Here is a 26829-nt window from a genome sequence, read left to right as displayed (position 1 = left end):
CCCCCGAGGCGCTGCCGGAATTTAAATTCCAGTACCGCACGCTCGGGAGTATCCCCTGATTCAGTTTTCCAAGGTATCAGCCTCACAAGATTTCACAATATATCTTTTGCGGATAATACCTTATTTGCGCATTCCGCAGCTTTATATGTCGCGGCGGCGACGGGCAGCAAGCACTCCGCCAATACCCAAAATCATCACTGCCATCGCTGTTAATTCACCAACACCGGCACCGGTCTTTGCAAGATTTGCACTTTCTTTGCCGATGTTCTTTCCGTCAGCTTTGCTTTCCATTTCAGGTTTGTCCAGTTCCGGAGCCGGCGGAACCAGCTTCCCAGGATTTTCACCTGCACCAGGTTTATCTGATTCCGGCGTGGACGGAACTCCGCCCGGATTATCCGAACCCGGCGTATCAGAACCTGGTGTATCCGAACCCGGTGTATCCGAACCTGGCGTATCCGAACCTGGATTATCTGCACAATCCTGCGGATATTCTCCTGCCTTAAAGCTCCGCTTTGTGTTTACGCCATCAGCGATTTCGTACCCGTCGGCAGCTTTCGCTGTAACCGTAGCTTCTCCGCCCCAGTCATAGCTAAACAAGCCAGCGCTTACAGCCTTATCACCAAGGTAATAGACTACGCCTTCCGTATTTGGAATAGTGATGTTAGGCCGATCCGGGCAGGTGCTTGCATCGCTTGCACTCGGAGCAGCAATCTCGGAAATTGTTTTCTGTGCTGCACGCAAAACTTTGCCGCCAATCCGAATTTCGGCTGCACCGCCCCAAGCTTTTCCAGCGCTTAGCGGACTCGTCTCACGAAGCTGCACGTACTTCGCCTGCACCGGCTGCGCGAACGGAATAAACTGCGGTGTAAGTGCAGCAGTAAATTCGCCGGCAGCAACCGGCTGTTCACTCCAAGTTGTTCCGTCCGTCGAAACATAAATCTCATATCCGCGAGCGCGCCCGTTATCTGCACCCTGCCGGTGTGTGAATTCAAGACCGTTCAGCTCACACTTCACATCTTCACCAGCGCAAGGCTTTACTCCGATTACAATCGAGTGCGGATACGGCGCATTTCCAGTTGACCAGGCAGTATGCCAGTAAGTTGCTGCGTTATCGTCAATAGCTGCATTCGCATATCCGTTTGGTGCCGGTTCGCCGCCGCGCTCTTCAGAATCAACAAAAACTACCTCAAGTTGCTCTTGACCCTTGAAAAGATTATGAACCGGGAATGCCGCCGGATTCACAGTGAGGATATCTGATGCTGCACCAGTTTTCCCTGCAGTATCTTTCCAGGTTGCCGTAAAGGTGATTTCTGAAGCATTTGCAGTTCGCGGCATGGTCAGTTTCCAAGTGGCGACGGATGAGACAGCACCCTGTTTCGACCCGCTTACCACATCGCCGGCAGCAGTGAGCGGAGTGAGTGTCCAATCTTTTGGAACATCAACCGCATGGCGAACATCGGTCACTTTGCCTTCCGGAAGAGTTACCGCGGTTGTGAGGATCATCGCTGCTGTATCGGAATCATCAACTATCTGCGGATGGCCGGTGAGCGAAACTATCGGCTGAATTCCAAGATCGACCACTCGGAAGTTGTCAATCACCAAGTCGCCCTGAGCTTTTCCGCCATTCTTGGTAATACCAATAAATGCCGGGGCATCTGCGGTCACTGCGAATCTCTTCGTGAAAGTTGCTGTTCCTGCACCTTTCTCATTTCCATTCACCCAGCCAGTTCCGCGAGCTGCCTTTATGCCCCAACTTTGATCCGCAACCTCAGTCCAGCCATTATCATTAGCTTCATCATGACCAATGATTACTGCATAGTCGCCGTCAAAAGCTGCCTGATAGTCGAATATAACCTTGTAAGAATGCCCGTATTGCAATGGCACTGTTGCTTCGGTAGTACGCAGAATCTTGCCGCCGTTTTCTTGATGCGCCAGCAAAGACCAGCTGCCGTCGAGCACGTTATCGAGATATTTCTGCCCTTTAACACCCGCTGTTGTCTCTTTCCCGGTAGCAGGATCATTTATCACACCATACCACCCAGATTGCGAGAACGGCGCATGGAGTTTCGCTAACTGAGTACGAGCGTCACCGCCTGCATTAGAGCTGCCGGTTACGAATGGATAGTATCCGGTATCAACATTTTCAAAATCTTCAAAGGCAATCGTATTTTCGACGGCGCCTTCTGCTGCCGGAGTCGGACGTGCAGTAATCCGCAAATCATCCACACCAACTACCGCATCGCTATCAGCAGCAGCAACTTTGAAGGTCACTGCGGTTCCGGTAGTAGTGAAATGGACTGGCACCCGCTGATAATATGTGCGCAGCTTTTCATCAGATGCCGTCGCATTCATTGCTGACGAAGAATGAATTACAGTAACTGCTTCACCAGATTTTCCTGCCTGTGCAGGCGCTGGCTGTACACCGTCGCCGCTTACCGAGACAGCAACTTTCCGCTTCTTTCCCGGCTGGATTTCGATCCAGGCCCAAGCTGAATAAGTACCAGGATTGAGCTTTACATTTTGTGAAAGCGAAGCAGCACCTGCGCCAAGCTGCGCAAACGCATTATTCCGATCAGATTTCTCAATTGTTACTCTGCCAGTGGTCTTGTAAGCATCGAGATTTTCGGAGAAGAAACCCGGATCTGTAATTCCTGATCCTTGACCCCAATTTGGATCTTTCACAGCCGGTACCGCACTAGTTGGATAGAGCGCATAGGCAGTATTTTCTGCAGTTGCCGGAATATTTACTGTACCGCCGGAAACTGCAAGATCTGCAACCTTTTCCCGTCCAGTATCGGTAAGTTTGAAAAGCGTAAGCGAGCGCTGATTCTTGAACTGGTTAGTAAGCTGCCATGTTTGGGCACTGTTGCCTGGATTCCAGTAATAAAGCCGATCCGTGCCCCCATTCTTCCACGGAAGCAGATAAGATCCGCCATTCTTAAAGACGGTTGCACCGTCATAGTTGATGGTGCGGTTCACTGGAGCTACTCCGCCGCCAATAGCGGATTGTGCCGATGTGACTACAGTACCGTTTTCGAAAGTGATTTCTCCGTCTTTCCAAGTTCGAATATGCGACTGCTGTAAGAACTTTACCGGCAGATTACGTTCCCAAACATTCTTGATGAACTCATTGTAGTTCACGTGTCCGGTCCAGCCTTCAAAGTCGATAATATTTGCATTCCCCAGCATTGGATCCGGATTAAAGGTATCACGGTATGAATTCTCGACATAGCGAATCAGCTTCGAGTTAATCCCCTTTTGATTCTGACCGCCGTACTTTTCATCAGTTGCCCAATGCGACCATGTAGAATATTGCGGCATTGAGTATGCCCATTCGGAACCAAGACGCCATCCTTGACGCTGCATTTCATAGGCGAAACGCTGCGCCTGCCAGCCGTGCTTGTAGTAAACATCCCAATACAGCCAATTCAGATTCGAATCAGCTGGGAAATCCGCACGCAGCTGTTGGAGACGTTTCAGGACATTACCGGTTGCAAGATCTTTCTTTTCATTCATATAGTACGCTTGGTTCATCCAGCCCCAAGCTTTTCCCGGCGGAAGATTAACCTCGCAAGGCGCGGCCGCACTTTCTGCACTGGGATTATTTGCATCGGCAAAACAATTTGCTTCCGAGTAAGTTTCGGTAGCGTTTACGTGTATTCCAAAAGCAGCATTCCAGTTCTTACCTTCAGCGACGAGTGTCTGCAAATCTTTCAGCCCGCCGGCGCGTTCGTTATAGTTGCCGCCATAATCACCTTGTGCCGAATCGTGGCCTTCAGCCTGGTATCCTTTCAAAAGAACTTCTTGTCCCAGATTATCTGTTGCCAGCGAGATACGCTTCGTATCATCGAGAGTCCGCAGAAATGGATGGGTAGCCTGCGAAACAATATTAAACGGGATCCGCATCACGACATAGTTCTTGATATCGTCACGTCCGTTAGCTGGAGTCAGCACGTCACGGACAGCTGTCGCACCGTCTTGCCAATCAATTTTCTGATCATTGTTTGCATCAGCGACGATTTTCACCTTTACCATCGGGTTTGGATCAACACCGATGCCGCTGCCCTGATCATATTGCGCAACTTCCGCGGAACGATAAACCCAGGAAGCTGGTGAAATCTTCCCGACATTCTGCCCGGACATCGCCGACACCGCATAACTGAAACGGCTGTCGGTTGCAGCTAAGCTCCCGCCGTCGGCGCCAATCGCATTAGTTTCAAAACCTGCCGCAAGTTCAGAGTTTGCTGCAGTAATCATAAAAGCGTTACCGGAAGCAGCACCAGATTCCCGCACATTAATCATGCGGTCACCAGATACTGCGCGGTCTACCGAGATCCGCGCAGCATAAATTTGCGCAGAAGCATCTTTGCCATTTAGCGACACAAGATCAAGGCCCGGGATTGCGATAGTCCGCAGCGTACCATCCGGATCCTTGATATCACGCAGTTCATAGTTAAGTACGCCATCCTGTACAGACAACACTGCCTGCAGCGAAATTTTACTCGGCGCAGCGGCAGTAAGCGGATATGTAACCGCGGACTTATCAGATGAAACTTCAGGAGTGCCGACGGTAACGGCTACAGCAGATCCGTTCAGCGTAATCTGCTGCAAAGCTTCGCCGTACTTGCCCGCAAGCTGTTTGTCTCCAAGGCGGTAATCGACTACCTGCGGAAAGTTTGGATGCGTGCGCACGGTAAGGGTTCCGTCGGTAATTTCAAGCGCGTTTTCCGGCACAACGATTTCCGGACCATTCCCTGTTGGGAGATCAGGAGCGGAAGCGGCTGCAGCAGTTGCCGCACCGAACTCAGCAAGTGAAGCAACGTTTTCACTTGAATCGTTACCGCCCCACGAACTCTTATAGGTAACTTTCACACAGCGTGCTGCCGCCGGAGTGAAATCAATATTTACTGCCGCCAGTTTTCCAGCTTCTGGAGCAGCTGGTACCGATCCTGCTTTCGCGAGTGTGTATTGCGCGGTTTCTGCAGTATCCGCAGCAGCGCATTTTTCATCAGTAGACAGCTCTACCTGATACTCTCCAACACGGCCCGAACCGTTCGAGGACTGCCGCGGCAGAAGCGTTACCCGCCCCACATTTTCAGTTTCCGCACCCAGGTCGATTACAAACCAGTGCGGAAGCGGTGCAGTCTCACTTGCATATTCAGTATGCCAGTATGTATCCGTCTTCCCATCAATAACTAATGCGATTGGACCATTTGTCCCTTCACCTGAGGTTGCAGTCGAGTCGGCCGCTACCGCTTTCATACCCGCCTGTTCAATCGGCGTGTACTCATAAGCAGCTGCACCGCGGGCGGCTGGCACAATCCCTGCTAGTGCAATCATTGTGCACGCAGCCACCGCACCACTCCATTTTCTCGGACGCATCTTTGCTCCTTTTATGGTTGCGATTATCTATATCCATAACTGCTGAAGAATTTTAATCGTAAGCGTAAAACCGCTTTCAAACACTTGATCCGGCAAAAACTGCTGCGGTTAAAACTCAGTATTCCAGACAGCTTCTTTGCCGAACTCAAAAATTCACCAGCTGCGCCATTCAAGACGTTACAGCACAACTTACCGCAATTGCACCGCTCCCGTACAGCCAATAATCGAATATCACTTCCGCTATCTGCGTTAAACAGCGGTTAACTTTAAATTAATTCTGCAATCTGAGTCTTAGGTCTTATTTCAATGAAAAAGCCTGCTCACACCAAAGATTCCCAACCAGCAGCACCCGCAGATAAGCCCGCACCGCCGATAGAACCGCTGACAAGTTAGAAAGGTCTTTGCAGTGTATCGCCGGCGATAAAATGCACCGCAAAACAGCTGCAATCAGATTAAGTAAAAATCTGAACCAAGCCCTGAGAAAGCGAAAACCGCAAAACAGCTGCGGATTGCAAAACCAGACCAAAAACAAGCACTAATTATTAAACGCTTGTAAATATTGCCGATTCTTAATCACAGCTTTGCTTTAGATGCTGCCTTTGTGCTGCGATTCAACCAGCAGCGTTCTGCAAACATAACCGCAAGAAAGATTATTCCATCGGTAAATGCCATCATTGCCGAGGTGGCAAGATTAAAATGCCACGCTAAAACGAAACCGACTATTGCACTCACAACAGAAATAACAAGCGTCAAAGCAATTACCCGCGGTAAAGAATTCGTCAAAAGTATTGCGGTGGCTGCCGGGGTGACCATCAGTGCAATCACGAGAATCGCCCCTGCCGTCGAAAATGCAACCACAATCGTGAGCGCCACGAGAATCATGAATCCTGTTTCAACAATCCGAATTGGGAATCCAATCGCTTGCGCTGATTCCCGATCGAACGTCACAAGCTGCATTACCTTGTATGTGAGTGCAAGAAAAACCGTATTGGCAGCCAAAATTAGCAGCATCATCCACATTGCGCGCGGTCCGAAATCGCGGCCGGCAAGAATTAGCCGCTCAGTATCAAGCGCAAGCAGATTCAAATCACCGGTAAGCACTGTATCTTCGCAAATATGTACATTCGCAAGAACTGTGGAAAGCATGATTACACCGGCGGAAAACAGCAACGGAAAAATTACACCCTGGCTCGCATCTTTTGAAAGCAGCCCGGTGGACTGGAGATAGTTCGCCCCAAGCACCACGACGAGCCCGAAAGCTGCAGCACAGAAAACCATTATCGGAGAGTATGTCGAACCTGCCAGCAATGCCCCAAGCACAATCCCCGGAAGCACAGCGTGACTCATAGCATCTACCAGCATTGCCTGCCGCCGTAATACCAAAAACGTTCCCGGCAGCGCACAAGTAAGCGAAGTCGTTACTGCAAGCAGTGCAGCCGCAAAAAGAAAACTCATCACACACCTACTTTTACTGAATCATTTTGCGTTTCGAGTACCGCTGAAGTTCCTGATTCCGGTTTTATTGGAAGACTTGATGAAAAATTGTCAGCTGCCGGCTGCGCACCTGCCGAAAGACGCGAAAGATGCTGCTGCCGCCGATAACGATAAGCAAGCAGAGACCGATGCGGAGAAAATATTAAAGAAACTCCAAGCGCGAGAGACAGCAAAATCACAATCACCGGACCGGTTGGAACTTTCCCAATTGAAACCGCTAAATATGAACCAATTCCGCCAGCTAAAGCCCCGATAACACCTGCAATTATCACAAGTAAACGTAAATTATCAGTCCATTGCCGTGCTGTAGCTGCCGGGATAATCGCAAAAGCAACCATCAGCACCACACCCACAGATTTCACCCCGATAACAATCCCAATCGTGGTGCACATGGTAATTACCGCATTGAGAACAACAGGTGAAAAACCTGCTGCCCGTGCACCTATCGGATCAAAAGCAAAAAGCGCGATTTCTTTCCAAGCAAGAATCACCGCAGCCAGTGCAAGCATTCCAAGCACACCAACAGTAATCACATCGATTTGCCGCATCGTAGCAGCATTTCCGAAAAGATACTGCGAGATGCCGGAACGCCCGGAGAACGAAGAAAATGACAATAGACGCAGCACTACCATTCCCCGCCGTAGAAAATCGCAAGCGAAATAGCCATTGCCGCTTCGATTCCAACTTTCGATTTTTCTGCAATTTTATTAGTAGTAACGACGGCAAGCAGTCCGGAAATCGTCGCACCGATTGTGAGAATCAGAATCGACTGTCCGTCGCCGCCCAGAATTGACGCAATCACAAAACCGCCGACGATTCCTGCGATTGAGCTGTGCCCAACCACGTCGGAAACTAATGATTGCTTCCGGACATATAAAATTGATCCGAGCGCACCAGCAAACAATCCCACAAGGAGCGCGCCCGCAGTCATTACCCGAAAACTGTAGGTGGCCCAAAAATCACTAAGCGGAATCAGTGAAAAAGCAAGCATCATCCAACTACCCCGTCAATCCCATAGGCGCGCGAAATATTGTCCGAAGTGAAAGCCTGCGAAAGCGGACCAGCCGCCACTAAACTTCCCTCACGCAGCAAGACCACACTTGAGCAGAAATCACGTACTGTTGCCAAATCATGATGTACCAGCAGCACGGTTTTTCCAGAATCTGCAAGCAGCCGCATTGCCTGGAGAATCGTTTGTTCCGATTTAATGTCGACTCCCGCAAAAGGTTCATCCATGACGAGTAAATCTGCGTGGGATGCTAACGCGCGAGCCACAAAAGTACGCTGTTTTTGCCCGCCGGAAAGCTCCGATATTTGCCGATTTGCCAAATCAGCAATTTCAAGCTGCTCCATCGCTGTACGCGCAATATCATAGTCTGATTTTTGGGGCGGCGCAGCCATCCGAGCCGCGCATAAGTACCCATCAGAACGACATCTTTCACCCGAGCTGGAAAATCCCAGTCTATTGAAGCGGACTGCGGCATATAGGCAACACGCTTGCGGACTTTCCCAATCGCACTTCCAAAGAATTTTGCTTCACCCGATACACGCGGAATCAGTTCGAGCATCGCTTTAATCAGGGTAGACTTTCCGGCACCGTTTGGGCCAAGAATCGCCACAATTTCACCCTTTGGAACTTCGAAACTTACATTCGAAAGAGCTAAACGGTCTCGGTAGGCGGCACTGAGATTATTTACCACACAAGGTGTTTGCATAAGGTAAACCTTTACTTTCACTTTTGTCCGTGAATTTTCCAAGCTTTTAACTGAATTCAGATTTTCAACCGCCAGCGCAGCAACGGTATATTAAAAGATAAAGACGACGGACGCCAAGAGAAGAGGAAACAGCTGCCCCTGGCGTCCGCCGTCGCACTCACACAACACGCATTAAGAGAGTGCTTTCACAATAGCTTTTACGTTATGCTCGAATGCGCCCAAATAGGTGTCGGTTGGTGCCGACTCGCCAAGCGTATCTGCATATAGTTCTGTGTCGGAAAGTTTCACATCCCAGCCTTTAGATTTCACAATCTCCTGGAGATGCTTTACTACTTCCGGACTCTTCAGATTGTCATAGAAAATTACCGGTACTTTCTTTTCGGCAATCATGGTAGCCAGTTCTTCAAGCTGAACAGCGGAAATTTCAGATTCAGAGGAGACCATGTCTGTAGCAAAAATCTGCAATCCGTAAGTGCGGCCAAGATAATTGAAAGCATCATGACCGGTAACTAAAGTCCGGCGATCAGCTGGAATCTTGTCGAATTGTTCCTTTGCTTTTTCGTGCATTGCTTGAATTTTCTCATTGTAAGCTTTGCCGTTCGCAATATACTTATCCGCATTGTCTTTATCAATCTTGGCAATCTTTTCCGCTGCTGCTGTTACCGCGTACTGCCAACCAATCGGATCGTTCCAAACGTGAGGATCATGCCCTTCAATCTTCCCGTCTTCTTCCCAATCAAGCAGCATATCCCGTGGAATCGATTCCGCAGCCGGAAGCGACTTATCGCCGAGCCCGTCGAACTGGTCCATCATTTTATGTTCCATGTCATGGCTGGTCCAAACTACCAAATCAGCCTGCTGAATCTTCTCAGTATCTTTCGTGGTCAGCTCTTGCGTATGCGGATCGCCGCCCGGCGCAACAAGTGTTGTGATTTCACTATCCGGAGCAATGTTTTTCACGGCGTCTGCCAGATATCCGGTAGTAGCGACAATCTTTAACTTATCGTCGCTCTTCGCAGACTTTCCATCCTTTGAATCGGTAGAGCATGCACCAATCGATCCAGCAAGTGCGATTGCTGCGATACCGGCGATAACGGATTTAAATTTCATTTTTCCTCATCATTCAGTTTTGTTCGTAAAGCCGAACATCATTTCTCTTATTAGGCTAACCTAAGAAATAAACTAACGCAAACTAGTGCAAAACGAAATAGACATAAGTCCCAACAAGAATGTGATTGGAAATACTATCGAAACTACGAACACGAAATACCGCTCTAGAGCAAGCCGCGAAATATCGCGGATTAAGCGAAATCCAAAGCAATAAATCTGCTGTTATTTGCACAAATTTCAGATCAACATCACAATTCAGCATGAACTAAAATAAAACAACAGCGGAAAACCAGCATCTGAAAATTTTTTGAATCAGACCCGAATTTTGCGAAACCACGCCAATCCATCATGCCTGCAGCGCGCATTAACAAAACAGCACCGGCTGCGGAAGTATTTCTTTGCACTAATACTTCCACAGCCAGGAACCGTTACCAGCCGCAGATTTTCATAATCCGCAGCAGCGGAAGTCACACTGCTGCAACTTATTGCAATGCTGCAGCAACTTTGCGATGCGCTTCCCAAATTTCTTCCGGCAAATTCGCAAACTGCTGCAAATGCTCTTCACGGTAGCCAATCTCCCGCTTCCAAAGTTCCGGATCCACAGTGAGCAAAGCATCCAAATCTGCCAAATCCCCAGCAAAACCGGCGAGATTCAGCTCTTCACGTTTCGGAACGATTCCCACTGGCGTCTTCTCACCCGTTACACGGCCCTCTTTCAAATCCAACAGCCACAGCAATGCCCGCAAATTATCACGATAACCCGGCCAGCGGAAATGCCCGTCTGCAGGATCTTTCTGGAACCAATTCACGTGTGCAAAAATCGGCTGATGCTCGGCTTGCCCAATTATATTCAGCCAATGACGCGCATACTCACCCTCAGGATAAGACATAAATGGGCGCATTGACATCGGATCATAACGCAGTACACCCTCTTTACCCTCTGCAGCCGCGGTTGCTTCCGCACCCAAAGTTAAGCCGTCGTACACTCCCTCAGCTAAATCTGTAATTGCACGAATCAAAGGTTCACGATCTTTTACACGACCGCCGAAAATAATTGCATCAATCGGCACTCCGCGCGGATCTTCATAATCCGGAGCGACATTCGGAACATTTGCCAGGGACGCAGTAAAGCGGGAATTCGGGTGCGCCCACTCGTCTCCTTTCGCTTTCGAACGCTGCTTTTCTACCGGACGGTCGGAAATTTTATTACCTTTCCAATCGAGCCAGCCGGTTACATCCTCCGGATAATCCGGGGTCTTCCCTCCCACCAGACTTCTTCTGTTTGCGGATTGTACGCAACATTAGTGAACAGGGTTTTTGTCCCGGCTTTAATCGCCTCCATCGCAGTTGGATTAGATTCCCAATTGGTATCTTTCGCAACACCAAAAGCACCGTATTCTGGATTCATCCCGTAAATTCGGCCGTCGCTGCCAACACGGAGCCAGACAATATCATCACCATAGAAATTCACTTCGTAACGATCCCCCAAAGCATCCGGGGCAAGCATCATTGCGAGATTAGTTTTTCCAGATGCCGACGGGAAGCCGCCGCATACGTAGTAGGTCCGATTCTCCTGCTTATCTTTAATCCCAATCAGCATAAACTGTTCAGAGAGGAATTCCTTCGAAGCCCAGCCGTCATACGCAGCCTGACGCAAACCATGCGCAATTTTCCCAAGCAGCGCATTCCCGCCATAAGAAGAACCAAAATGCAAAATTGTGCGGTCATCAGCTACCGTAGCGAAAAGCCGCTTATCTTCTGCAGTTCCCTGCCCAAGATTTTCTAAATCTCCGGTCACATGGACAGCTTTCACGAACTCATCGGGATTATCAAGATTATTTAAATAATCAACACCGACGCGCGCCATCCGAATCATATGGAGCACTACTGTGAGATTATCGGTTAACTCTACACCGCGCGCCCACTTTTCCAGCGGAGATTTTGGCGGAGCCATTAAATATGGAACCACATACATTGTTTTCCCTTTGATGCGCCCCGCATATGCGCAACTTGGGTTTCCGTGATTTGAGCAGCATCTTTCCAGTTATTGTAAACCCCTGCATCATCCGGGTTATGCGTGGCAACTACCGTACGTTCTTCACTGCGCGCCGTATCTTTGTGATAAGAGCGGGAATAGTAGAGACCGTCTCCGGCTGGCGCAATTTCTCCGCTCGCGAGACCTTCGGCGATGAGCCGGTCATCATCTTTGGCAGAAATAACTTCAATTTTTGCAGGCTGGGTGATTCCAGCCCAATGACTTACGTAGCTAGCTACAGCTTCATTGTGCAGACCAGCCTCGCTGAGGAGTTGGGAGATATTTTCCATCAGAATTCCTCCATTATCTATTCAAATATGGAACATAACCCAGATTACTAAAAGTTCGGTTAGCCGAACTTTTAGTGTCCGGTATAAGGATAACCTACGATAAGTTTTCGAAGCAGTGCCAAAAGTACTAGCTCACTATTTTGCATTCATATTTGCATTCATATTCCGCAGCTAACGGCACAGGAATACGCCAAGCAACCGGCGTCTGCCATCCGCATAATCTGCATAATCCGCATAAAAAGCGGGCACTGCACAATTGATAAAACTTAAACCAACAGCAAAGCAGTGCACCTGGAAACCCCCAACTAACTTGCGTATTTCCGCCGCAAAAAGGAGTTAACCAAAACAATATTTATGCAAAATCAACGATTCCGCGCGATTAAAAGCCGAAAATCGAGCTTCAGGGGTTAAGTATTCACCCGCCCCGCAACTACCAAACAAAACAACCCTCAAAAACGGACACATGACGCGAGACACCCCAGCGCAAAAACAAAGAAAATCCCGCGACACAGGCGGACCTATGTCGCGGGACATCACACAGTCGGGGTAGCGGGATTTGAACCCACGGCCTTCCGCTCCCAAAGCGGACGCGCTACCAAACTGCGCCATACCCCGTTATTAATTTTTCTGCGCCGATATTAGCACGCTCAATAAATGTTAATCGACTTTCACTAAAAATCCCAATCCATTTTTATTACTTGAACCACATTCCGCTTTCGCATTTCTTTCTAAAACCATTTCCTGCTAAACTTATCGAGTTAGTTGTTGATGAGTTTTCACAGATTAACAAAATGCGAATGTAGCTCAATGGTAGAGCCTCTGCCTTCCAAGCAGATTACGCGGGTTCGATTCCCGTCATTCGCTCCACTATCACCTCGCATTTGATAAGGCTGGGGTTGCGTTGGCGAGTATGCCCTTGGGGGGGCTAAAAATCGGCGAGCGTTGGCGGGTTCACGTTTTGCCTGGTCTAAGCGTTGGCGGGTTCGTGTTTTCCTGGTAGCAAAGTTTTTGGGCATAAGAAAACCCGCCCTCAAGTGAGGCGGGCATGGCGACGATGAATTAGGTCTACAAGCTGATGGTGACCCGGCGTCCGTCGCGGAAGGCGAACTCTATGCTCTCGGTGCTAACAATGGCGTGGTCGATTAATGCTGTCCATTGGGTTGTCCGCAAGTCTACAATCCTCCCGTACGCTTTACTAAATCTGCCTCAAGCGCTCTTGCTCTCTCCTTGCTCCTAAATCTAACCAGTAGGCCGTTGAAATGCTTGGTGTCAACGATTCGCAGAAAATTAAGTGTATGAATCACGGCAACCTCAATTTCATTCCTCGACAAAACACCACCAGATCGGTTCAAGTCGGTATGCGATAAGTTATTCACGATTCTTGACAACGCTGGAGACAACTTGAATTCACCCTGGGCGAGGATGGCGTCCATACGAGAGCCAAAATTATCACTGCTAGGTGCACGGAATTCTGTGAACCCCTCGAGCACCTTGCGACAGAAGTTCCCAGTTCCTAACTCTGGCGGATTGCCGTTCTGTAACTCCTCGAAAGCTCTCAGAACCATATAAAACGAAAGCCAGTAGTCGTTAGTCAGTCCTACAGCTGTGTCATCCCACTGACGCCAACGAGTAGATTGTCCCAGACTGTTGAAACCGTCCTTGTAAACCTCATAAAAGATTGCTTTTCGAGGCTCTTGATTGCGCCTAGGCACAGCCTTGTCTGCGAGACGAGATTGTAAGATTTTTAGATAATTGTGGCTGTGCGTGAAGTACACCAGCGCGGCAGGCTTTGGATTCTGAAAGTGATTGGAGATGAATCTATCTACCGCAAGAAGTCGAGCATCATCTAGTTGTGATCCCAAGTCGTCGAATATAACCACACTGTTTTTCAGTGATTGCTTCCGATCCTCCGTCAAAAACTCGGCGCAGAAGTAGAGGAGTGAGACTAGTTGCTTCTCGCCTTCCGACATGCCCTCAGCCTTCTCATCATGGCGGGTGATTCTATACCCTTCGCCGGTATTGCCTTCGGAAACCCGCAAGGTCCTATCCCATAAGATCAAGCTCAGGCTCTTGTCGAGGAACTCAGCAGTGTAAGCGGTGGTTGAGACTTGCCGTTTGAGGTTCTCTAGGCATGTTTTGGCAGCATGTTCTGCGTTGATCGCCACATTTTTCGCCTGAGTAGCCACCTTAAGTGCTTTTTCAGCCGAATCCCAACCTGACCCGTCTGTTGCGCAGCAGTGTCTCTTCAATCGATCGACTGCTCTTTCTTTGTTTCTCTCGTGCTGATCTATGTGTTCATGCGCTTCGGAGTGCGCATCTTCGAGAGCCTTGAATTTCTCTTGAAGTGCAGAAAAATCAACGTTTGGCTTGTCGCTGTGAACTGGAGAAAGAGGATTCTTTACTCGCTTATTAAGCACATCCTCCGAGACCTCAAGTTGACTCAGGACACTTTGCGTTTCTAGCAAGACCTCCGCTTTCTTTGCGGGCAAGTCTTCACTGTAAATTGAGCTGGACAGGTCGACCCCATCGAGTTTTGTCTTGAAATCTCTCAGTGCTGACCTAGCGCTCCTGCATTCCCCTAGCTGTTGCTTAACGAGAGCAGGAGCTTCTACCTCAGCCTGGCGAATTGCATTTTCAATATCCTTTAGTCGTTGCGCTGAGACTGTTCCACCGCAAAACTGGCATGAGTCTCCAGCTTTGTGGGTTGCTAGGCCTTCACGGACCCAGTCGGATAAGGTCGCGACCACCGTTTGAACTATTGGCGGTTCTTCGGTGGTTTGCTGCCAAAGTTCATCGGAAAAGGACCAGCCAACCGGAAGGTGGGGCAGAGTAGGAAGAAAACCAGCCTTTTGGGAATTTGCGATGCGGATGCAGTCCTCAACTTCTTTGGAAGTCAATAATGTGCCCGCCCCTCCTCTAGCATCTCGCGTATCACTCTTCTATTAAATTGTCTCCCGCCTAATTTTGAGCAGTTCTTCTCAAGAGCTTTACGCAGACCGCTGAAAACACTTTCGACTACTTCATCCAAACTCTTTTCAGCAGCTTTTTTCTCTTGTCCTTTTCCGTGAGATCGATTCTGGCTGATTCCAGCTCTGCTTGCGCCACTCGGATCGCTTCTTCTAGGTCGCGCGCTCCTTCGCTGAGCCTGACGGTGGTCACACCTTCAGCTGAACCGCCTTCAACAAAGTCACCAACCTTGTTTTTTCGCCATTGATCATCGAAAGCGTAGACGCGAACTGGCTCACTATTATCTTCCCGATCATCTTTCAATGTTGCGGCTCGACTGAGCACCTCACACACCGTCGTCTTTCCAGCGCCGTTGATTCCGAAGAAGACTGAATCATTCAGTAGCTTTATTCCAACTAATGAGTTCTTTGCAACATTCCGCAAAGATTCATTGGCCTCGACCTGGATCATGTTAAATCGTCCTAACTGGCTTGCATGAACTCCTTGGAGCGATTAGCCGCAACGGCGACTGGTTCCCGTTCACATCGTACCGGAAAGCTGCCTGCAAGGAATCTTGATCTGCTATTCCATGCTTGCGAGCTGAGTCATGGATAGAGATACTCATGCCAGCGCCGATTCACGCAACAACTCTGAACGAGTCTTATCCAATCTCGCCGCCTTGGCATCAATATAAGCTAACTCGTCGTCGGTAAAACGCACCGCTACTACACGACTCGGCTGCGCCGCGCGACCAGGACGACCACGGCCGCGTTTGCGTAAGATTTCGACGTCATAGCCACGCTCGGCCTCGTCAGCCCATGCAGTAATCTGATCCTCGGTGACAGGTGCGCCGTTGATTGTTTCAGGCATATCAATATCGTATTACGATAAAATGGTTTTCGCAACTATAGAAGCACAGCCGTTTTGTGTCTCAATGGGTGCGGGGATGCTTGCAAAGCTTCGCGTGGCCGCCGATTTATCATTCTCGACGTCCGGTTGGATCTATAGGTCGATGCTGATTGTGCGTCCGTCACGGAAGAAAAACTCGATATTCTCGATGCCAACAATGGCGTAATCGATCAAGGCTGTCCACTGGGTGGGCTGAAACTCACTGATCGGTTGGCGGACTAGTTGGTCGTAGGCGGTGAGTAGTGCATGATGTTTTGCTTGGCGCTCTGTAATCTGCGCCTGAAGGTTCTTGACCTTGTCATAGGTCTGCATTCCTTTGCGTAGGAGAAACGTACAATTAGACGGAAAAGACTCGGGAGGAATCATGTGGTTTCAGCTTGTGGCTAATCGCCGGTGGGTGTGGCCGTTGTTTACCGACGGCAGACGCACAGCAGCTATGCTGCAAGCTGTGCGGATTTCACAAAACGAGAAACGTACGATTCCCGCCATTCACTTCAAGATAACACTGCAGGCCGTAAGGCCGTGACCACTAGTAATACTGCGGTCTTTCTCCAAGCTGCGTACCAGACCCCTGGTTTTCATAAAGCGGTGGGAGATGAAGAATTTGAACAGTCTGCCATCTCGCTACACTTCCAACAAGTAACCGAATGGTTCTGGCATAGTTTCACCGGCAAGCACTGCACTCTCGCCAACGTCGGCATCCGCGAAGTCATAAACACCTTCACGTGGGTCTGAAACCGAGACGCGGGCGCATCTTTGGCGAGATTATACGTTAAACACATCCACTCGGAGCCTTACGTCCGTTCACCTACATCTCAAAGTCCAGCAGTTACCTACTGAACAATTCCTCATGTGAACCTGTGCGCTGAAAATAGGCAATACCACTACAGACCCTCCAGACAACCAGCCAGTCACCGGCATTCGCCACATGACATTCGCTGCTGCCACCCCATTACCCAGAAAGCTTATGCATTTTATGGCGCTGCTTCAGGAGATTTAGTGATTCCACCGAATTTTCCAAGATGAGGTCGATGACTGTTTCTAGCTGACCTAGATCCCAGTTTCGTTTTCCCGCTTTCTTCTTCAGATCCCTACCAAAAGCAGATGTAAACTTAGCACTCAGACGTCTACTCATTGCAAAGCGGCTTCGAGTAAATCACGACCAGTGGAATAGGCTTGCCCGCCGCCTGAGGTAATCATTTGTTCCGTCTCCTTGAGAGCCGCGAGGCTTTGCACGTTAGGCCTGCCGTAATCAAAAGACAAGGGAATCATGTTGGTGTTCACTATCTCGGTGAAGAAAGCCCGAATGACCGACGATAGGTCAAGCCCGTAATGTTCCACCACTCTTGCGGTTTCTTCTTTGAGCTGGCTGTCAATCCGTACTGTCAGACTGCTTGATGGCATAACCCCTCCTACTAAACACTTGCACATACATAATATCGGAAACGTATGTGCAGTGCTAGTGGAAATGCGGCGACATCGTTTTTTAACGTAACTGGTGGCGTAATGCCTTGTATGGTTACGTAACTGGTGGCGAAATGTTTGGATTTATTTCACGACGGTGCTCTCCGTCGTTTTCGTAAGCTTGTGAACTGCGAAAATGCAAGGGGTGGCGGTGAGCGGAAATTTCGGACTGAGTTCTTGCCACCACTTACGTAAAGTTTCCTTCTTCTTGCCGCCAGTTACGTAAAAGAGAAGCCATGCCCTTGCTATTGAATGCATGGTATGGCAGCACATTCCAATCCTCTCAAAAAACAAATAGTGATGTGTCATAATTCTGTTCAATAGTGCGCACAAACAGCCGAAACCGAAAATACAGGTTTACCCGTCAACAAAACTTGACACAGCCAAATGGTTTCTCCTGGGTAGTTTCAAAAATAATAGTGGTTATGCGGGTATCATCTTTGGCGATGAACACAGCCTGTTCAGCCTGCGGAAAAAGCGTCGACGACAACCCCACTGTCTGGATTGAATTTGCCGAACCGCAGGCTTCTAACTCCATCAGTCTGCGCATTTCACTGCCGTGACGCAGCCAAATCGAGACCGGACTGGGAGAATCTTGTGCACAAGCAAATGCTATCTGACGGTAAAAAGATTTTTCTTTACCCGGTTTAAGATCTAAATGCTTGTCCGCACGAAATGAGGCTTGCGCTAAAAACTGGGTAACATCCCACTGTTCCGCAACATATTGCTTAAGGGCAGTTGGTGAAAGACTGGAAGCCTCATCATTATGTTCCTCGTCGCGCGGCAGCTGCGTACACCCCGAAAGAACAAAAATTGCACCTAACACCAACAAAGATGCGGAGAGTTTTTTAAATGAAAATTTCACCATAATCACTCCCGTTAGTATTACGAAACGCTTATTGGAATAGCGGCATCGTTACCAGTTATCGGCTAGTTATGGTTGCGAACTGCTAGTACGCGGAATCCCTCAACCAACTTGCAACGTATTGCTGACTATGCAGCAGATAATCTCAAAGTAGAGACTAAGGATTTTTTCATCCTACAGTATTTGCCAGCTTTGCCGGCGGAAAACAAATAGAGACGCCTTGTTTTTAGCGGTGCTTCACCGAAAACAGCCAATCGTGGCCGATAGATTTTTAGTAATTGGATTTTACAAATCCGTAAAGAGTCCGTAAATTCGTTTACGGACTCTTAGCTCAGTTGGTAGAGCACCTGGTTTACACCCAGGTTGTCATCGGTTCGAGTCCGGTAGGGTCCACCGCTAAATGCCGCTCTTTCATAAGAGCGGCATTTTTGCATCTGCGAAAAAGGAAATAAGCTGCCGACCGCCACGCAAAAGCAGCACTACGGGAAAGAACCGCAGCGCAATTACAGCGAGCCAAAGAACAGGAAGCCGATAAAACAACCTGCAGCTATCGCCACTAGCAAGGTGAGTGGTACGAAACGCCGCGCGAAACGCCCGCCCCAGGTGCCGGTCTGCATCGCGATCAGTTTCAGATCCACCATCGGCCCAACCACCAGGAACACAAGTTGTGCAGTCAACGAGGTGTGCGTCAGCGATGCCGCAATGAAAGCGTCAGCCTCTGAACACAAAGACAACAGCACTGCCAGCACCACTACTGCCAAGATAGTCGCAAAAGGCACCTGCTCCAAAGCTTGAAACCAGTAGCGCGGCACCAGCACTTTCACGGCCGCTGCTGCCATCGCCCCAAAACCAAGAATCCCCCAGTATTGAGCAGGTCATGGAAAGCAGCCGTGCGAAACGCCTCCAATTTGGAAACCGTCACCTCTCCGTGCACTTCACTTCGCTTTATCGACGTATCACTGCCAAAAGCAATCCACAGCCAACCCACCAACACCGCAGCCACCAGCGAAGCCGCCAGCCGCGCCCAAGCCATCTCCGGACGCCCGGTATAGGCAACGGCCGTGGAAATCAGAACTACCGGGTTAATAGCCGGACTAGCCAGCAGGAACGCCAACGCAGCAGCCGGGGAATCCCCCGGCGCATGAGCGCGTTAGACACCGGCACCGAGGCACACTCGCATCCCGGCAGCAGTAAACCTGTCGAACAGACCACCGGCACCGCAGCCACCTCGTTACGTGGGGTAAAACGACGCAGCAAATCCTCAGGAACAATGGCGGAAATAACGGCAGAAACCAAAATCCCCAACACTAGAAATGGCAGGGCCTGGAAGACAATAGCGATGGTGATAGCCGCCCAGGATTCGAGCGTTCCCGGCATTTTCCATACCGGCCCGGTAATCGCAGTTAGCGCCACCAGCATCACTGCCGCCGCCGATAACAACACCAGCACCCAAAATTGGTGAGCTGCACGCAATCTGGCTAAAACCGGATTCTTAATCATCAGACTCATCCTCTTCTTTCACCCATCGCTCACAGATACGGTGAATCCGGTTGCTTCACCGGATTCACTTGCACCCCGCTCAGTGCCACAATCCCGTCAGACTGTGACACTTCCACAGTTCCAGTGACTTCTACCCAGGAATCTGCTGGCGGCATGGCTGCCCCAAGGACGGTAGCCACATAAGGCACTGCATCAGCAGCGCAACAGTAAATCTTGAAACGACTAACTCGCCACACCGCACTGTTATTGGGGTCTGGCGCCACAAAACCGACCAGTTTCACCTGTTTCCCAGCCAATTGTGATTTGGAGCCAAAAGAATAGCGGCTGTTTAGCTCCTCCAAATCTAACTCGTTCACTCCCTCGTTCAGCACCGGGTAAGCTAACGTACCATCGGAATTACGCTGCACCCGCTGCACGGCAGATTGCGACGGAGCAGTAGGCGCCGTCCCCTGCCCGCCGCCTACTGCAGCAGAGTTCACCAGGGACGATCCCAGTGGTGCGGGCAAAGCCACCAACACCAGCAGCAGCGGCACTAGCAGCAGGTAGACCGTACGATGCAGGCGATGTTCATGCCCTGCCGATTCCGCATGAGCTTCGTGAATCTGATGCGCAGCATGGGACGATAAACACAGCGAAGTCCACAGCCCCAAAGCCATTAGGGACGCACCAGTCAAGGCAATCCACGGCTTAAACACAGGCTGCAGATAGTTTGAGAGACCGTTAGTAAATACCAAGGCAATCAGCACTGCCCCAATTACCGCAAGAATCGCGCACCCCGCGAAATTCGCCCGGCTAGTGTCCATCCGCAGCGAGTGAAACTCCGCATCTGTTGTCATTTTGCTCATCCTTCGGGATTCTCCCGGTCCTTCTTGCACAGATTTTTGCAATGCCTTGCCAAGAGGACACTTCCATCCTTTCGGCAAGGCACGCTAATCTAGAAACTATTCTTCGTCGTTATTCGCTGTCACTCCAGCAGCACCTTGCGTAACCCCAGCTTTACGCCGTGATCCCACGATTGCCAAAGCCGCTACGAGCGCCACAACGATCCCGCCTACTAGCACCCAAATCATGATGTTGCCAGAACCTACGCCAGACTGCGGGTACTGGCTAGGCTTATCCCACTGCGGGGTAAGGTCAATTTTCGTATCCCCTCCGTAGAGCCCTAGCGCGTTTGCCACCACGAAATGCACATCGGTCTGGTCAATCTGCCCAACCACATTACCTGCGCCCGGCCCCTCAGCCGCGACCCGCAGCTGTGCACCAGTATGAGTCTGACCGCCCAGCGCTTCCTTATCGTCATTAGATGCAGCAGTAGCATAGTTGACGGTCATTTTCGACCCCTCGACCGTGTTCAAGGTGGTCGCCCGGCCCGATGTCAGCATCCCCGGTGCAACAATCTGTGAAGTATGAGCATGGTCAGCAGTCATAATCAGCAAGGTTGGCTCGTTATTCTGCTTCACCCACTCACGGGCTGCCTGCACTGCCAAATCCAGTTCGTTCAACTCGCCAATCTGCCCGCAAATATCAGCATCATGGTCAGCCTTATCAATCGACGCGCCTTCTACCTGCAGCAAGAAACCCTTGTCGTTCTTCAGCAAATCCATCGACTTGGTGGTCATCGCAGCCAAGGATGGAATAGCGGCGGGACGTTCAGCGTTATTGGTGCAGGTCACGGGCGGAGCTTTGGGTCCGTCTACCTCGGGAATGGTCTGGGTGTAATTACGCGGGAAGTTACCTTCCGCGAACAACCCGAGCACTGGTTTATCCTGGTTGGCTTCAGTAATCTTATCGAATTCTTCAGCAGTGGTGACCACCTGGAAGCCTTGCGCTTTGGCATTATCCAAAACGCTCTGACCTTCTGTCCACTTATGTCCGCCCCAGGTGCCGCCTTTCTTAACACTCTGTCCGAAAGCTTTGGATCCGCCGCCCATCGTAATGTCTGCACGGCTGTCTACCAACTGTTCGGAGATAGACCCAAGACCGCCGTTTTCCCGATACTGTCCCTTGAAGTCTTCTCCCTGACAGCTCTTAGAGTTTTCTTTCTCATCTGGTCCGTAACACTTGCGATTCAAGGCATGGGTAGCGAAAGCGGCCGGGGTGGCATCTTGAATCTCTGCGGTGGTGATGTTTCCGGTTTTCAGGCCTTGCTTCTTCGCCAGCTCTAAGAGTGTCGGCACCGGCTCGCCTTTCAGGTTTACCGATAATGCCCCATTGTAGGTCTTAACGCCAGCAGACCATCCTGTAGCCGAAGCGGCCGAATCCGTTACTAAGTCTGGCACCCCAGTTTTCTTGTTCAGCGCATAGGTCGTGTAGCTGCCAGTGAAAGGCAGGTTATCAATTCCCGGCAGACGCCCAGAAGCCCCATACAGGTAGTTACGCCCGCTGGTAAGCTCCGAATCTCCTGTACCGTCCCCGATGAACAATACAACATTCTTCGCCTTGGACTTATCCCGGCCTTGACCCTCCTTGCCGAACTGGGCGCAGTCGCCAGCCCCTGGCACCACGCTGCCGTCAGCCGAAATCTCATAGCAAGTCGCTGGGACGTCCTTGGCCTGCGCACCCTTGGCTAACTCACCAAGCACAGCTTTGTGCTGATCCCCACCCTTGGTGATTCCCAAAGCATTAGTCATCACGAAGTGCACATCAGTCTGGTCAATCTGACCGATCACATTCTCTGCACCCGGCCCATAGGCAGCCACTCGCAGCTGCGCACCCGTGTGCTGTGTGGAGGACTTTGGATCGTTTTCAATCACGTCAGCAGGAATGGTGCCATAAGCCACGGACATCGACGAACCATCGGCAGTCTTCAGGCGCGTAACCGGGGAAACCGACTCAGAGTTATCGTAAATAATCTGGCTGGAATGGGAATGGTCAGCGGTCATGATCACTAGAGTCTCGCCGTCTTTTGCAGCAAAGTCCAGCGCAGCCTTGGCAACCTCGTCAAATCGCTCTACTTCGCCAATCATGCCGCAAGCGTCTGCAGCATGTGCCCGCTTGTCGATAGAAGCAGACTCTACCTGCAAGAAGAAGCCCTTTTCAGATTTCGGGTCGTCCAATAGTTCCAGCGCCTTTTCAGTCATCGCCAACAGCTCTGGTTCGCCCTTTGTATCCTGTTTCGTACATGAAGCAGGGGCAGCTAGTCCCGCGCCGCGTTTAGCTTTGGACGGGGCGTTCCGAGTGGTCATATTCTTTTCATGGAACAGTCCCAGTAGTGGTTTATCTTGGTTCGCTGCGGTAATTTTGGATAATTCGTCAGCGTTGGTGACGACCTGGAATCCGTTATCTTTCGCGTTGTCCAACACCGATTTGTCTTTGGCCCACTTCATCGTATTTTCCACGTAAGGGTTACGTCCCTCACCGTCAGCCTGGACTTTCTGGTTGAAGTACTTAGATCCTCCGCCCAAGGTAACATCAGCTCTCAGGTCAAGGATTTGCTCAGAGATTGAGCCTAATCCCCCATTTTGCCGCCACTGTTTATCGAAAGCCTCACCCGTACAAGAGTCGCTGTTTTCTTCCGGGGAATAGCATTTCCGGTTCAAGGCGTGTGCGCTGAGAGCAGCAGGTGTGGCGTCCTGAATTTCCGAAGTGGTGACGTTACCAGTGCGCATCCCATGCTTCTTGGCCATCTCCAAAATGTTCTCCACCGGCTTACCGTCCAGCGCCACCCCGATGGCACCGTTATAGGTCTTTACCCCTGTGGTCCATGCCGTCGCAGATGCCGCAGAATCGGTGACGTAGTTAATTTTCCCGTCTTTGCGATTGATGGAATGATGCGTGTAAAAGCCAGTCATCGGGAAGGCGTCGATTCCTTCAAAACGTCCGCCTGCACCTTTCAGATAGTTGCGTGCAGCGGTGATTTCTTGCTGACCGAAGCCATCCCCAATCAGTAAGATCACGTTCTTCGCCCGCGCATTAGTGTACTGCTGGCCTTCTTTACCGAACTGGGCGCAATCTCCTGGCCCAGGAGCCTTCACTTTGCCGGAGGAATCTACTGCGATGCAGGACTCTGGACCATTGTACTTTTGGAAGGTGCTCTCACCTTCCGCAAAGCTGACGCTCTGTGGGACTATAGAAAGAGCCGCGACCGTCAGACCTGCAGTCAACACCCCCACTGACTTTTTCTTGGAAAACATATGTACTCCTATTGCAACAATGTGGCTCAATAAACGCCGCGTTTATTGCCTGCCGATGGCGACTTTACCACCACCGCGAATCGGAAAATAAGCTTAAAATTCCCTGTTTTACAGACATTAAATTCAAACTAGATACCAGTAAGAAAGTGTTAACCAGATATTTAAGAATCAGGCTTCGTTGACGGATTCTATTCACAATATCTCGCGTAAGTCCGTGCATCTAAAGCGATTCACGGCGCATTCCGGTACGCAAACGAGAAAGCGCATACCGCGCCAAAAGCACCCCAATTACTGCCCAGCAAACTCCGAAAAATAAATCTCGGAAAATCCCCAGAACCGAGCTGGAAACGAAGTATGAAAGCAGTCCGGAACCTGGCAAAACAGAAGTTAAAGGCAAAAGCCAGTTGGGATAATATTGCGTTGGCACAATCACCCCTGCCGCAAGCGGTAAGAAAGCTGCGAAAATATTTCCGCCCATGTACGGATCAGAAAAATTCACCCCCAGCCCGGCAGCTCCAATTCCAAGAAAGATCCCAATTAAAAGCGCTGGAGGCGTAAGCAGTATCGTTTTTCCAAGCAAGATCCACTGGGTACCGTCGTTAACCCCCATAGTTATTGCACTGAGCGTAACTAGCGCAAAAAGCACAAAAGAAGTAATACATGAAAGCACTGCCGGCATCACCGCTTTGGCAAGCCAATAAGCAAAATCGAAACGACGCTGCAGATGCACCTGCTCGAAAATGCCAAGATTCCGATCTGCTGCCACCGCCGAGACGACCCCGCCGCATACTGCAGCAATCATCGCCACCAAAGCCGCGCTGTAACCAGTACGTGCCAGCTCCGGAGCAGCGAGGTCTGCCCCAAGCAAAATATCAAAAACTACATTCAACACCGGCAGCGCAATTAATGTCACGACGGCAGTGCCGACGGTAGCAAAAGCCGTCGAAGATATCCACGAGATTTTTACATTTGAAGTAAAACGATACCAACTACTAGTCCGGTGCAAAGCCATTTTACAGCACCTCCAAAGTCCCTTTTTCGGTTGCTTTCCGCAAAGCAGCTCTGCCTGCTAAAGCAGCAAGTACAAACCAGGTGCAAACACAAACCAGCCATTGGCCAAGATTTATCCATGAGAGCGCGTCCGGGCGTGAAAAGAGTGAATCTATCGGCAGCGATAGCGGCAAGAATTTTGAAATAATCGAAATCCAGAAAGGCGCTGGCGAATCAGTGAACATTAACCCGGAAAAGAGGAAAATCGGGGCAGCAAGTAATCCTTCATAAGTAATCGCATTCGGGGTAAGCACAAAAATCGCGGCAATCAGCAGGCACATCGCGACGGCACCAATCCAGAAAGTGATTACGCCCAGCGCCACCTCCCCAAAACGTGCAAATGTGAAGAAATCAAAGTCGAAAGACCAGGTGAGCACGGCCCAAGCGCTCCAGGCAATCACAAATGCGGCAAGCCCGAAAGTAGCAGCCGAAATAACCACACACCCGCAGCTGCGCAGCGCGCCAACTGGTGAAATCACTAGATGTACGAGCGTACCTTTGAAACGTTCAAAACCGATAATTCCGGCTGCAGCTGTACAGGTAGTCCACAAGCCAATCATTCCCGCGCGTGTCCACGCATCAGCAGGGCGCACCGCACCCCACGCTTGCCATGCAAGCCATTGCACGATTAACGCAGTCAGCGTGGAAATTACCATCAGCTGAATAAAATACGGCACTGAAATAAATTGCCGTATCTGGAATCTGATCATCCGCAGCCACCGCATTAACGCGCCAGCCTTTGCGCAAGCGCAAGATATGCCTGCTCTAAACTTGCTGGGCGGGTGATTAAATCTGCTTCCGGATTAAACGCAGAGCTGTTTTCAGCGATTTTCTCCGCATTTATTTGGCGGGATTCAGCAGCAATATCTGCAAGCGCTTTTGCCAGATAATGCCCCGCATTTTCGGCGTTAATCCGGGCCGGCCAATAAATCTGAATAATCCATTTTGCCGATTGGGCGCGCTGGGTAACTTCGACGCCGGCTGCTTGCGGGATCAGGTGCCGCTGCAGACGGGTGCCGAAGTCGGATTCAATTCCCGGCACACTGAAAGTAGAAACTAACCCGATTCCGGCAAAACGCGAAATATCATTTACGCCGCCGTGCGCCGCAATTTTTCCCGCGCCAATTAGTGAGATTTCGTCTGCGAGTTCTTCCACTTCCGGCATTAGATGCGAGGTAAGTAAAACTCCCGTCCCGCTGTCTGCAATTTCGCGCACAAGATCACGAATCCGCAGTGAAACATCGGGATCCAGCCCGTTGGTGGGCTCATCTAAAAGTAAAATCTTCGGTTCAGAAAGTAATGCGCGGGCAAGATGCAAACGCTGCTTTAGCCCGCGGGAAAGTGCTTGCGTCTGCTTTTGCGCTTCTTCCACCAGCCCAACACGTTCCAACGCCAGCGCAACTCGCGAGCGGCGAAGATTACCTGGAACTCCTTGTAAATCGACAAAATAGAGCAGATTATCGATGCAGCTGGCACGCGGATAAAATCCTAAATCTCCGCCTAAGACCAGCCCGAAATTTTGCCGCGCCAGTTCGGGGTGTTTTACTGCGTCGATTCCGGCAATCTCAATACTTCCGGAAGTTGGGCGAAGCAAAGTGGCGCACATCCGCACTGTCGTTGTTTTCCCCGCTCCGTTCGGTCCCAGCAGGGCATGAATCTTTCCCGGCGTTACTTGCAATGAAATATCGGCGACGGCAGTGAACTTTTCTTTTCTCCCAAAAACACGGGAAACGTTGGTCAAAGTAAGCATAAGAGTATCTCAAAACACAACTTCAGTAAAATCTGGCAAGGTAGGCCCTAACTGATCTGATTTTACGAAATTGATATTTTTACATTCATCCCTATCTAAAACATTGGGCTATTGGCACTAACAGCATATAGTACGATTTATATCAACGCCAAGATAAATCGTTTTCCAGCAGTTATTTACTATCTG

Annotated in this window: 22 protein-coding genes, 3 tRNA genes and 3 pseudogenes; 3 read left to right on the top strand and 25 right to left on the bottom strand. The window is 50.1% G+C overall.

Going from position 1 to position 26829, the window contains the following annotated elements:
- Positions 1-141 precede the first annotated feature (141 nt).
- From RQN30_RS11260 to RQN30_RS11215, 12 genes and pseudogenes are all read right to left on the bottom strand, one after another.
- Positions 142-5382 (bottom strand): endo-alpha-N-acetylgalactosaminidase family protein, encoded by a 5241-nt coding sequence (locus RQN30_RS11260; protein WP_353060559.1) that lies wholly within the window; start codon positions 5380-5382, stop codon positions 142-144.
- Between the two features lie 573 nt (positions 5383-5955).
- Positions 5956-6837: a metal ABC transporter permease gene (locus RQN30_RS11255; protein ID WP_353060558.1), complete on the bottom strand. Its 882-nt coding sequence runs from the start codon at positions 6835-6837 to the stop codon at positions 5956-5958.
- Positions 6837-7502 (bottom strand): metal ABC transporter permease, encoded by a 666-nt coding sequence (locus RQN30_RS11250; protein ID WP_353060557.1) that lies wholly within the window; start codon positions 7500-7502, stop codon positions 6837-6839. Before RQN30_RS11250 ends, RQN30_RS11255 begins: the two co-directional genes overlap by 1 nt.
- Positions 7502-7870, bottom strand: a complete 369-nt coding sequence (locus tag RQN30_RS11245) for a metal ABC transporter permease (protein ID WP_353060556.1) — start codon at positions 7868-7870, stop codon at positions 7502-7504. Before RQN30_RS11245 ends, RQN30_RS11250 begins: the two co-directional genes overlap by 1 nt.
- Positions 7867-8229, bottom strand: coding sequence for a metal ABC transporter ATP-binding protein (locus RQN30_RS11240; protein WP_353060555.1), 363 nt, complete (start codon positions 8227-8229; stop codon positions 7867-7869). Before RQN30_RS11240 ends, RQN30_RS11245 begins: the two co-directional genes overlap by 4 nt.
- On the bottom strand, positions 8136-8612 hold the full coding sequence (locus RQN30_RS11235; RefSeq protein ID WP_353060554.1) for an ATP-binding cassette domain-containing protein: 477 nt from the start codon (positions 8610-8612) through the stop codon (positions 8136-8138). Before RQN30_RS11235 ends, RQN30_RS11240 begins: the two co-directional genes overlap by 94 nt.
- 150 nt (positions 8613-8762) lie before the next feature.
- Positions 8763-9701: a metal ABC transporter substrate-binding protein gene (locus RQN30_RS11230; RefSeq protein WP_353060553.1), complete on the bottom strand. Its 939-nt coding sequence runs from the start codon at positions 9699-9701 to the stop codon at positions 8763-8765.
- A gap of 248 nt (positions 9702-9949) precedes the next feature.
- Positions 9950-10117, bottom strand: coding sequence for a hypothetical protein (locus RQN30_RS11225; RefSeq protein WP_353060552.1), 168 nt, complete (start codon positions 10115-10117; stop codon positions 9950-9952).
- Positions 10118-10183: 66 nt separating this feature from the next.
- The gene (locus tag RQN30_RS12645) at positions 10184-10969 is read right to left on the bottom strand and encodes a phosphoenolpyruvate carboxykinase domain-containing protein (RefSeq protein WP_491608675.1); all 786 of its coding nucleotides are present in this window, start codon (positions 10967-10969) and stop codon (positions 10184-10186) included.
- Entirely contained in the window at positions 10933-11301 is a 369-nt protein-coding gene (locus tag RQN30_RS12640) for a phosphoenolpyruvate carboxykinase domain-containing protein (protein WP_491608731.1), read from the bottom strand. The genes RQN30_RS12645 and RQN30_RS12640 overlap by 37 nt, the downstream gene beginning before the upstream one ends.
- 93 nt (positions 11302-11394) lie before the next feature.
- Positions 11395-12026 (bottom strand): annotated as a pseudogene (locus RQN30_RS12635) (phosphoenolpyruvate carboxykinase (GTP)); the annotation flags it as partial.
- A 541-nt stretch (positions 12027-12567) separates the two neighbouring features.
- A tRNA-Pro gene (locus RQN30_RS11215) sits at positions 12568-12641 on the bottom strand.
- Positions 12642-12819: 178 nt separating this feature from the next.
- On the opposite strand from RQN30_RS11215, the gene RQN30_RS11210 reads away from it, so the two are divergent.
- A tRNA-Gly gene (locus RQN30_RS11210) sits at positions 12820-12893 on the top strand.
- A 305-nt stretch (positions 12894-13198) separates the two neighbouring features.
- On the opposite strand, the gene RQN30_RS11205 is transcribed toward RQN30_RS11210, so the two are convergent.
- From RQN30_RS11205 to RQN30_RS11190, 4 genes are all read right to left on the bottom strand, one after another.
- Positions 13199-14923 (bottom strand): AAA family ATPase, encoded by a 1725-nt coding sequence (locus tag RQN30_RS11205; RefSeq protein WP_353060551.1) that lies wholly within the window; start codon positions 14921-14923, stop codon positions 13199-13201.
- A 118-nt stretch (positions 14924-15041) separates the two neighbouring features.
- Positions 15042-15443 (bottom strand): hypothetical protein, encoded by a 402-nt coding sequence (locus RQN30_RS11200; protein ID WP_353060550.1) that lies wholly within the window; start codon positions 15441-15443, stop codon positions 15042-15044.
- A gap of 150 nt (positions 15444-15593) precedes the next feature.
- Complete coding sequence (locus RQN30_RS11195; RefSeq protein WP_353060549.1) at positions 15594-15842, bottom strand: CopG family transcriptional regulator; 249 nt, start codon at positions 15840-15842, stop codon at positions 15594-15596.
- Positions 15843-15974: 132 nt separating this feature from the next.
- Positions 15975-16193, bottom strand: a complete 219-nt coding sequence (locus RQN30_RS11190) for a hypothetical protein (protein WP_353060548.1) — start codon at positions 16191-16193, stop codon at positions 15975-15977.
- Between the two features lie 81 nt (positions 16194-16274).
- Here RQN30_RS11190 and RQN30_RS11185 point away from each other — a divergent pair, with 81 nt between their 5' ends.
- Complete coding sequence (locus RQN30_RS11185) at positions 16275-16616, top strand: hypothetical protein (protein ID WP_353060547.1); 342 nt, start codon at positions 16275-16277, stop codon at positions 16614-16616.
- Between the two features lie 94 nt (positions 16617-16710).
- On the opposite strand, the pseudogene RQN30_RS11180 reads toward RQN30_RS11185, so the two are convergent.
- The 3 genes and pseudogenes from RQN30_RS11180 to RQN30_RS11170 form a co-directional block, all read right to left on the bottom strand.
- Positions 16711-16821, bottom strand: a pseudogene (locus RQN30_RS11180) (type II toxin-antitoxin system YafQ family toxin); the annotation flags it as partial.
- Between the two features lie 191 nt (positions 16822-17012).
- Positions 17013-17285, bottom strand: coding sequence for a type II toxin-antitoxin system RelB/DinJ family antitoxin (locus tag RQN30_RS11175; protein WP_353060546.1), 273 nt, complete (start codon positions 17283-17285; stop codon positions 17013-17015).
- A 424-nt stretch (positions 17286-17709) separates the two neighbouring features.
- On the bottom strand, positions 17710-18219 hold the full coding sequence (locus RQN30_RS11170) for a hypothetical protein (RefSeq protein WP_353060545.1): 510 nt from the start codon (positions 18217-18219) through the stop codon (positions 17710-17712).
- Between the two features lie 311 nt (positions 18220-18530).
- On the opposite strand from RQN30_RS11170, the gene RQN30_RS11165 reads away from it, so the two are divergent.
- Positions 18531-18603, top strand: a tRNA-Val gene (locus RQN30_RS11165).
- Between the two features lie 110 nt (positions 18604-18713).
- Here RQN30_RS11165 and RQN30_RS11160 read toward each other — a convergent pair.
- The 6 genes and pseudogenes from RQN30_RS11160 to RQN30_RS11135 all read right to left on the bottom strand — a co-directional run bounded on the left by RQN30_RS11160 (position 18714) and on the right by RQN30_RS11135 (position 26643).
- Positions 18714-19587: pseudogene (locus RQN30_RS11160) on the bottom strand (permease).
- A 152-nt stretch (positions 19588-19739) separates the two neighbouring features.
- Positions 19740-20546 (bottom strand): TIGR03943 family putative permease subunit, encoded by an 807-nt coding sequence (locus RQN30_RS11155; RefSeq protein ID WP_353060544.1) that lies wholly within the window; start codon positions 20544-20546, stop codon positions 19740-19742.
- A 105-nt stretch (positions 20547-20651) separates the two neighbouring features.
- Positions 20652-23684 (bottom strand): alkaline phosphatase, encoded by a 3033-nt coding sequence (gene phoA / locus RQN30_RS11150; RefSeq protein ID WP_353060543.1) that lies wholly within the window; start codon positions 23682-23684, stop codon positions 20652-20654.
- Positions 23685-24063: 379 nt separating this feature from the next.
- Positions 24064-24855, bottom strand: a complete 792-nt coding sequence (locus RQN30_RS11145; protein WP_353060542.1) for an ABC transporter — start codon at positions 24853-24855, stop codon at positions 24064-24066.
- A gap of 1 nt (position 24856) precedes the next feature.
- A complete protein-coding gene (locus tag RQN30_RS11140) occupies positions 24857-25603 on the bottom strand; it encodes an ABC transporter permease (RefSeq protein WP_353061847.1) in 747 nt (248 codons plus the stop codon).
- A gap of 14 nt (positions 25604-25617) precedes the next feature.
- The gene (locus tag RQN30_RS11135) at positions 25618-26643 is read right to left on the bottom strand and encodes an ABC transporter ATP-binding protein (RefSeq protein ID WP_353060541.1); all 1026 of its coding nucleotides are present in this window, start codon (positions 26641-26643) and stop codon (positions 25618-25620) included.
- Positions 26644-26829 lie beyond the last annotated feature (186 nt).

Origin of the sequence: Arcanobacterium hippocoleae (genome assembly GCF_040360365.1) — a bacterium.
Classification (GTDB): Bacteria; Actinomycetota; Actinomycetes; order Actinomycetales; family Actinomycetaceae; genus Arcanobacterium_A; species Arcanobacterium_A hippocoleae_A.
Note: the sequence above shows the minus strand (reverse complement) of the source record. Positions and strands in the feature narration are given on the sequence as shown.

Bases quoted from the DNA above. Each gene is read 5' to 3' on its own strand.
- RQN30_RS11255 (WP_353060558.1), bottom strand. From the start codon at position 6,837: ATGAGTTTTCTTTTTGCGGCTGCACTGCTTGCAGTAACGACTTCGCTT.
- RQN30_RS11175 (WP_353060546.1), bottom strand. From the start codon at position 17,285: ATGCCATCAAGCAGTCTGACAGTACGGATTGACAGCCAGCTCAAAGAA.
- RQN30_RS11260 (WP_353060559.1), bottom strand. From the start codon at position 5,382: ATGCGTCCGAGAAAATGGAGTGGTGCGGTGGCTGCGTGCACAATGATT.
- RQN30_RS11245 (WP_353060556.1), bottom strand. From the start codon at position 7,870: ATGATGCTTGCTTTTTCACTGATTCCGCTTAGTGATTTTTGGGCCACC.
- RQN30_RS12640 (WP_491608731.1), bottom strand. From the start codon at position 11,301: ATGCTGATTGGGATTAAAGATAAGCAGGAGAATCGGACCTACTACGTA.
- RQN30_RS11240 (WP_353060555.1), bottom strand. From the start codon at position 8,229: ATGGAGCAGCTTGAAATTGCTGATTTGGCAAATCGGCAAATATCGGAG.
- RQN30_RS11155 (WP_353060544.1), bottom strand. From the start codon at position 20,546: ATGACAACAGATGCGGAGTTTCACTCGCTGCGGATGGACACTAGCCGG.
- RQN30_RS11145 (WP_353060542.1), bottom strand. From the start codon at position 24,855: ATGGCTTTGCACCGGACTAGTAGTTGGTATCGTTTTACTTCAAATGTA.
- RQN30_RS11135 (WP_353060541.1), bottom strand. From the start codon at position 26,643: ATGCTTACTTTGACCAACGTTTCCCGTGTTTTTGGGAGAAAAGAAAAG.
- RQN30_RS11140 (WP_353061847.1), bottom strand. From the start codon at position 25,603: ATGATCAGATTCCAGATACGGCAATTTATTTCAGTGCCGTATTTTATT.
- RQN30_RS11195 (WP_353060549.1), bottom strand. From the start codon at position 15,842: ATGCCTGAAACAATCAACGGCGCACCTGTCACCGAGGATCAGATTACT.
- RQN30_RS11230 (WP_353060553.1), bottom strand. From the start codon at position 9,701: ATGAAATTTAAATCCGTTATCGCCGGTATCGCAGCAATCGCACTTGCT.
- RQN30_RS11190 (WP_353060548.1), bottom strand. From the start codon at position 16,193: ATGCAGACCTATGACAAGGTCAAGAACCTTCAGGCGCAGATTACAGAG.
- RQN30_RS11200 (WP_353060550.1), bottom strand. From the start codon at position 15,443: ATGATCCAGGTCGAGGCCAATGAATCTTTGCGGAATGTTGCAAAGAAC.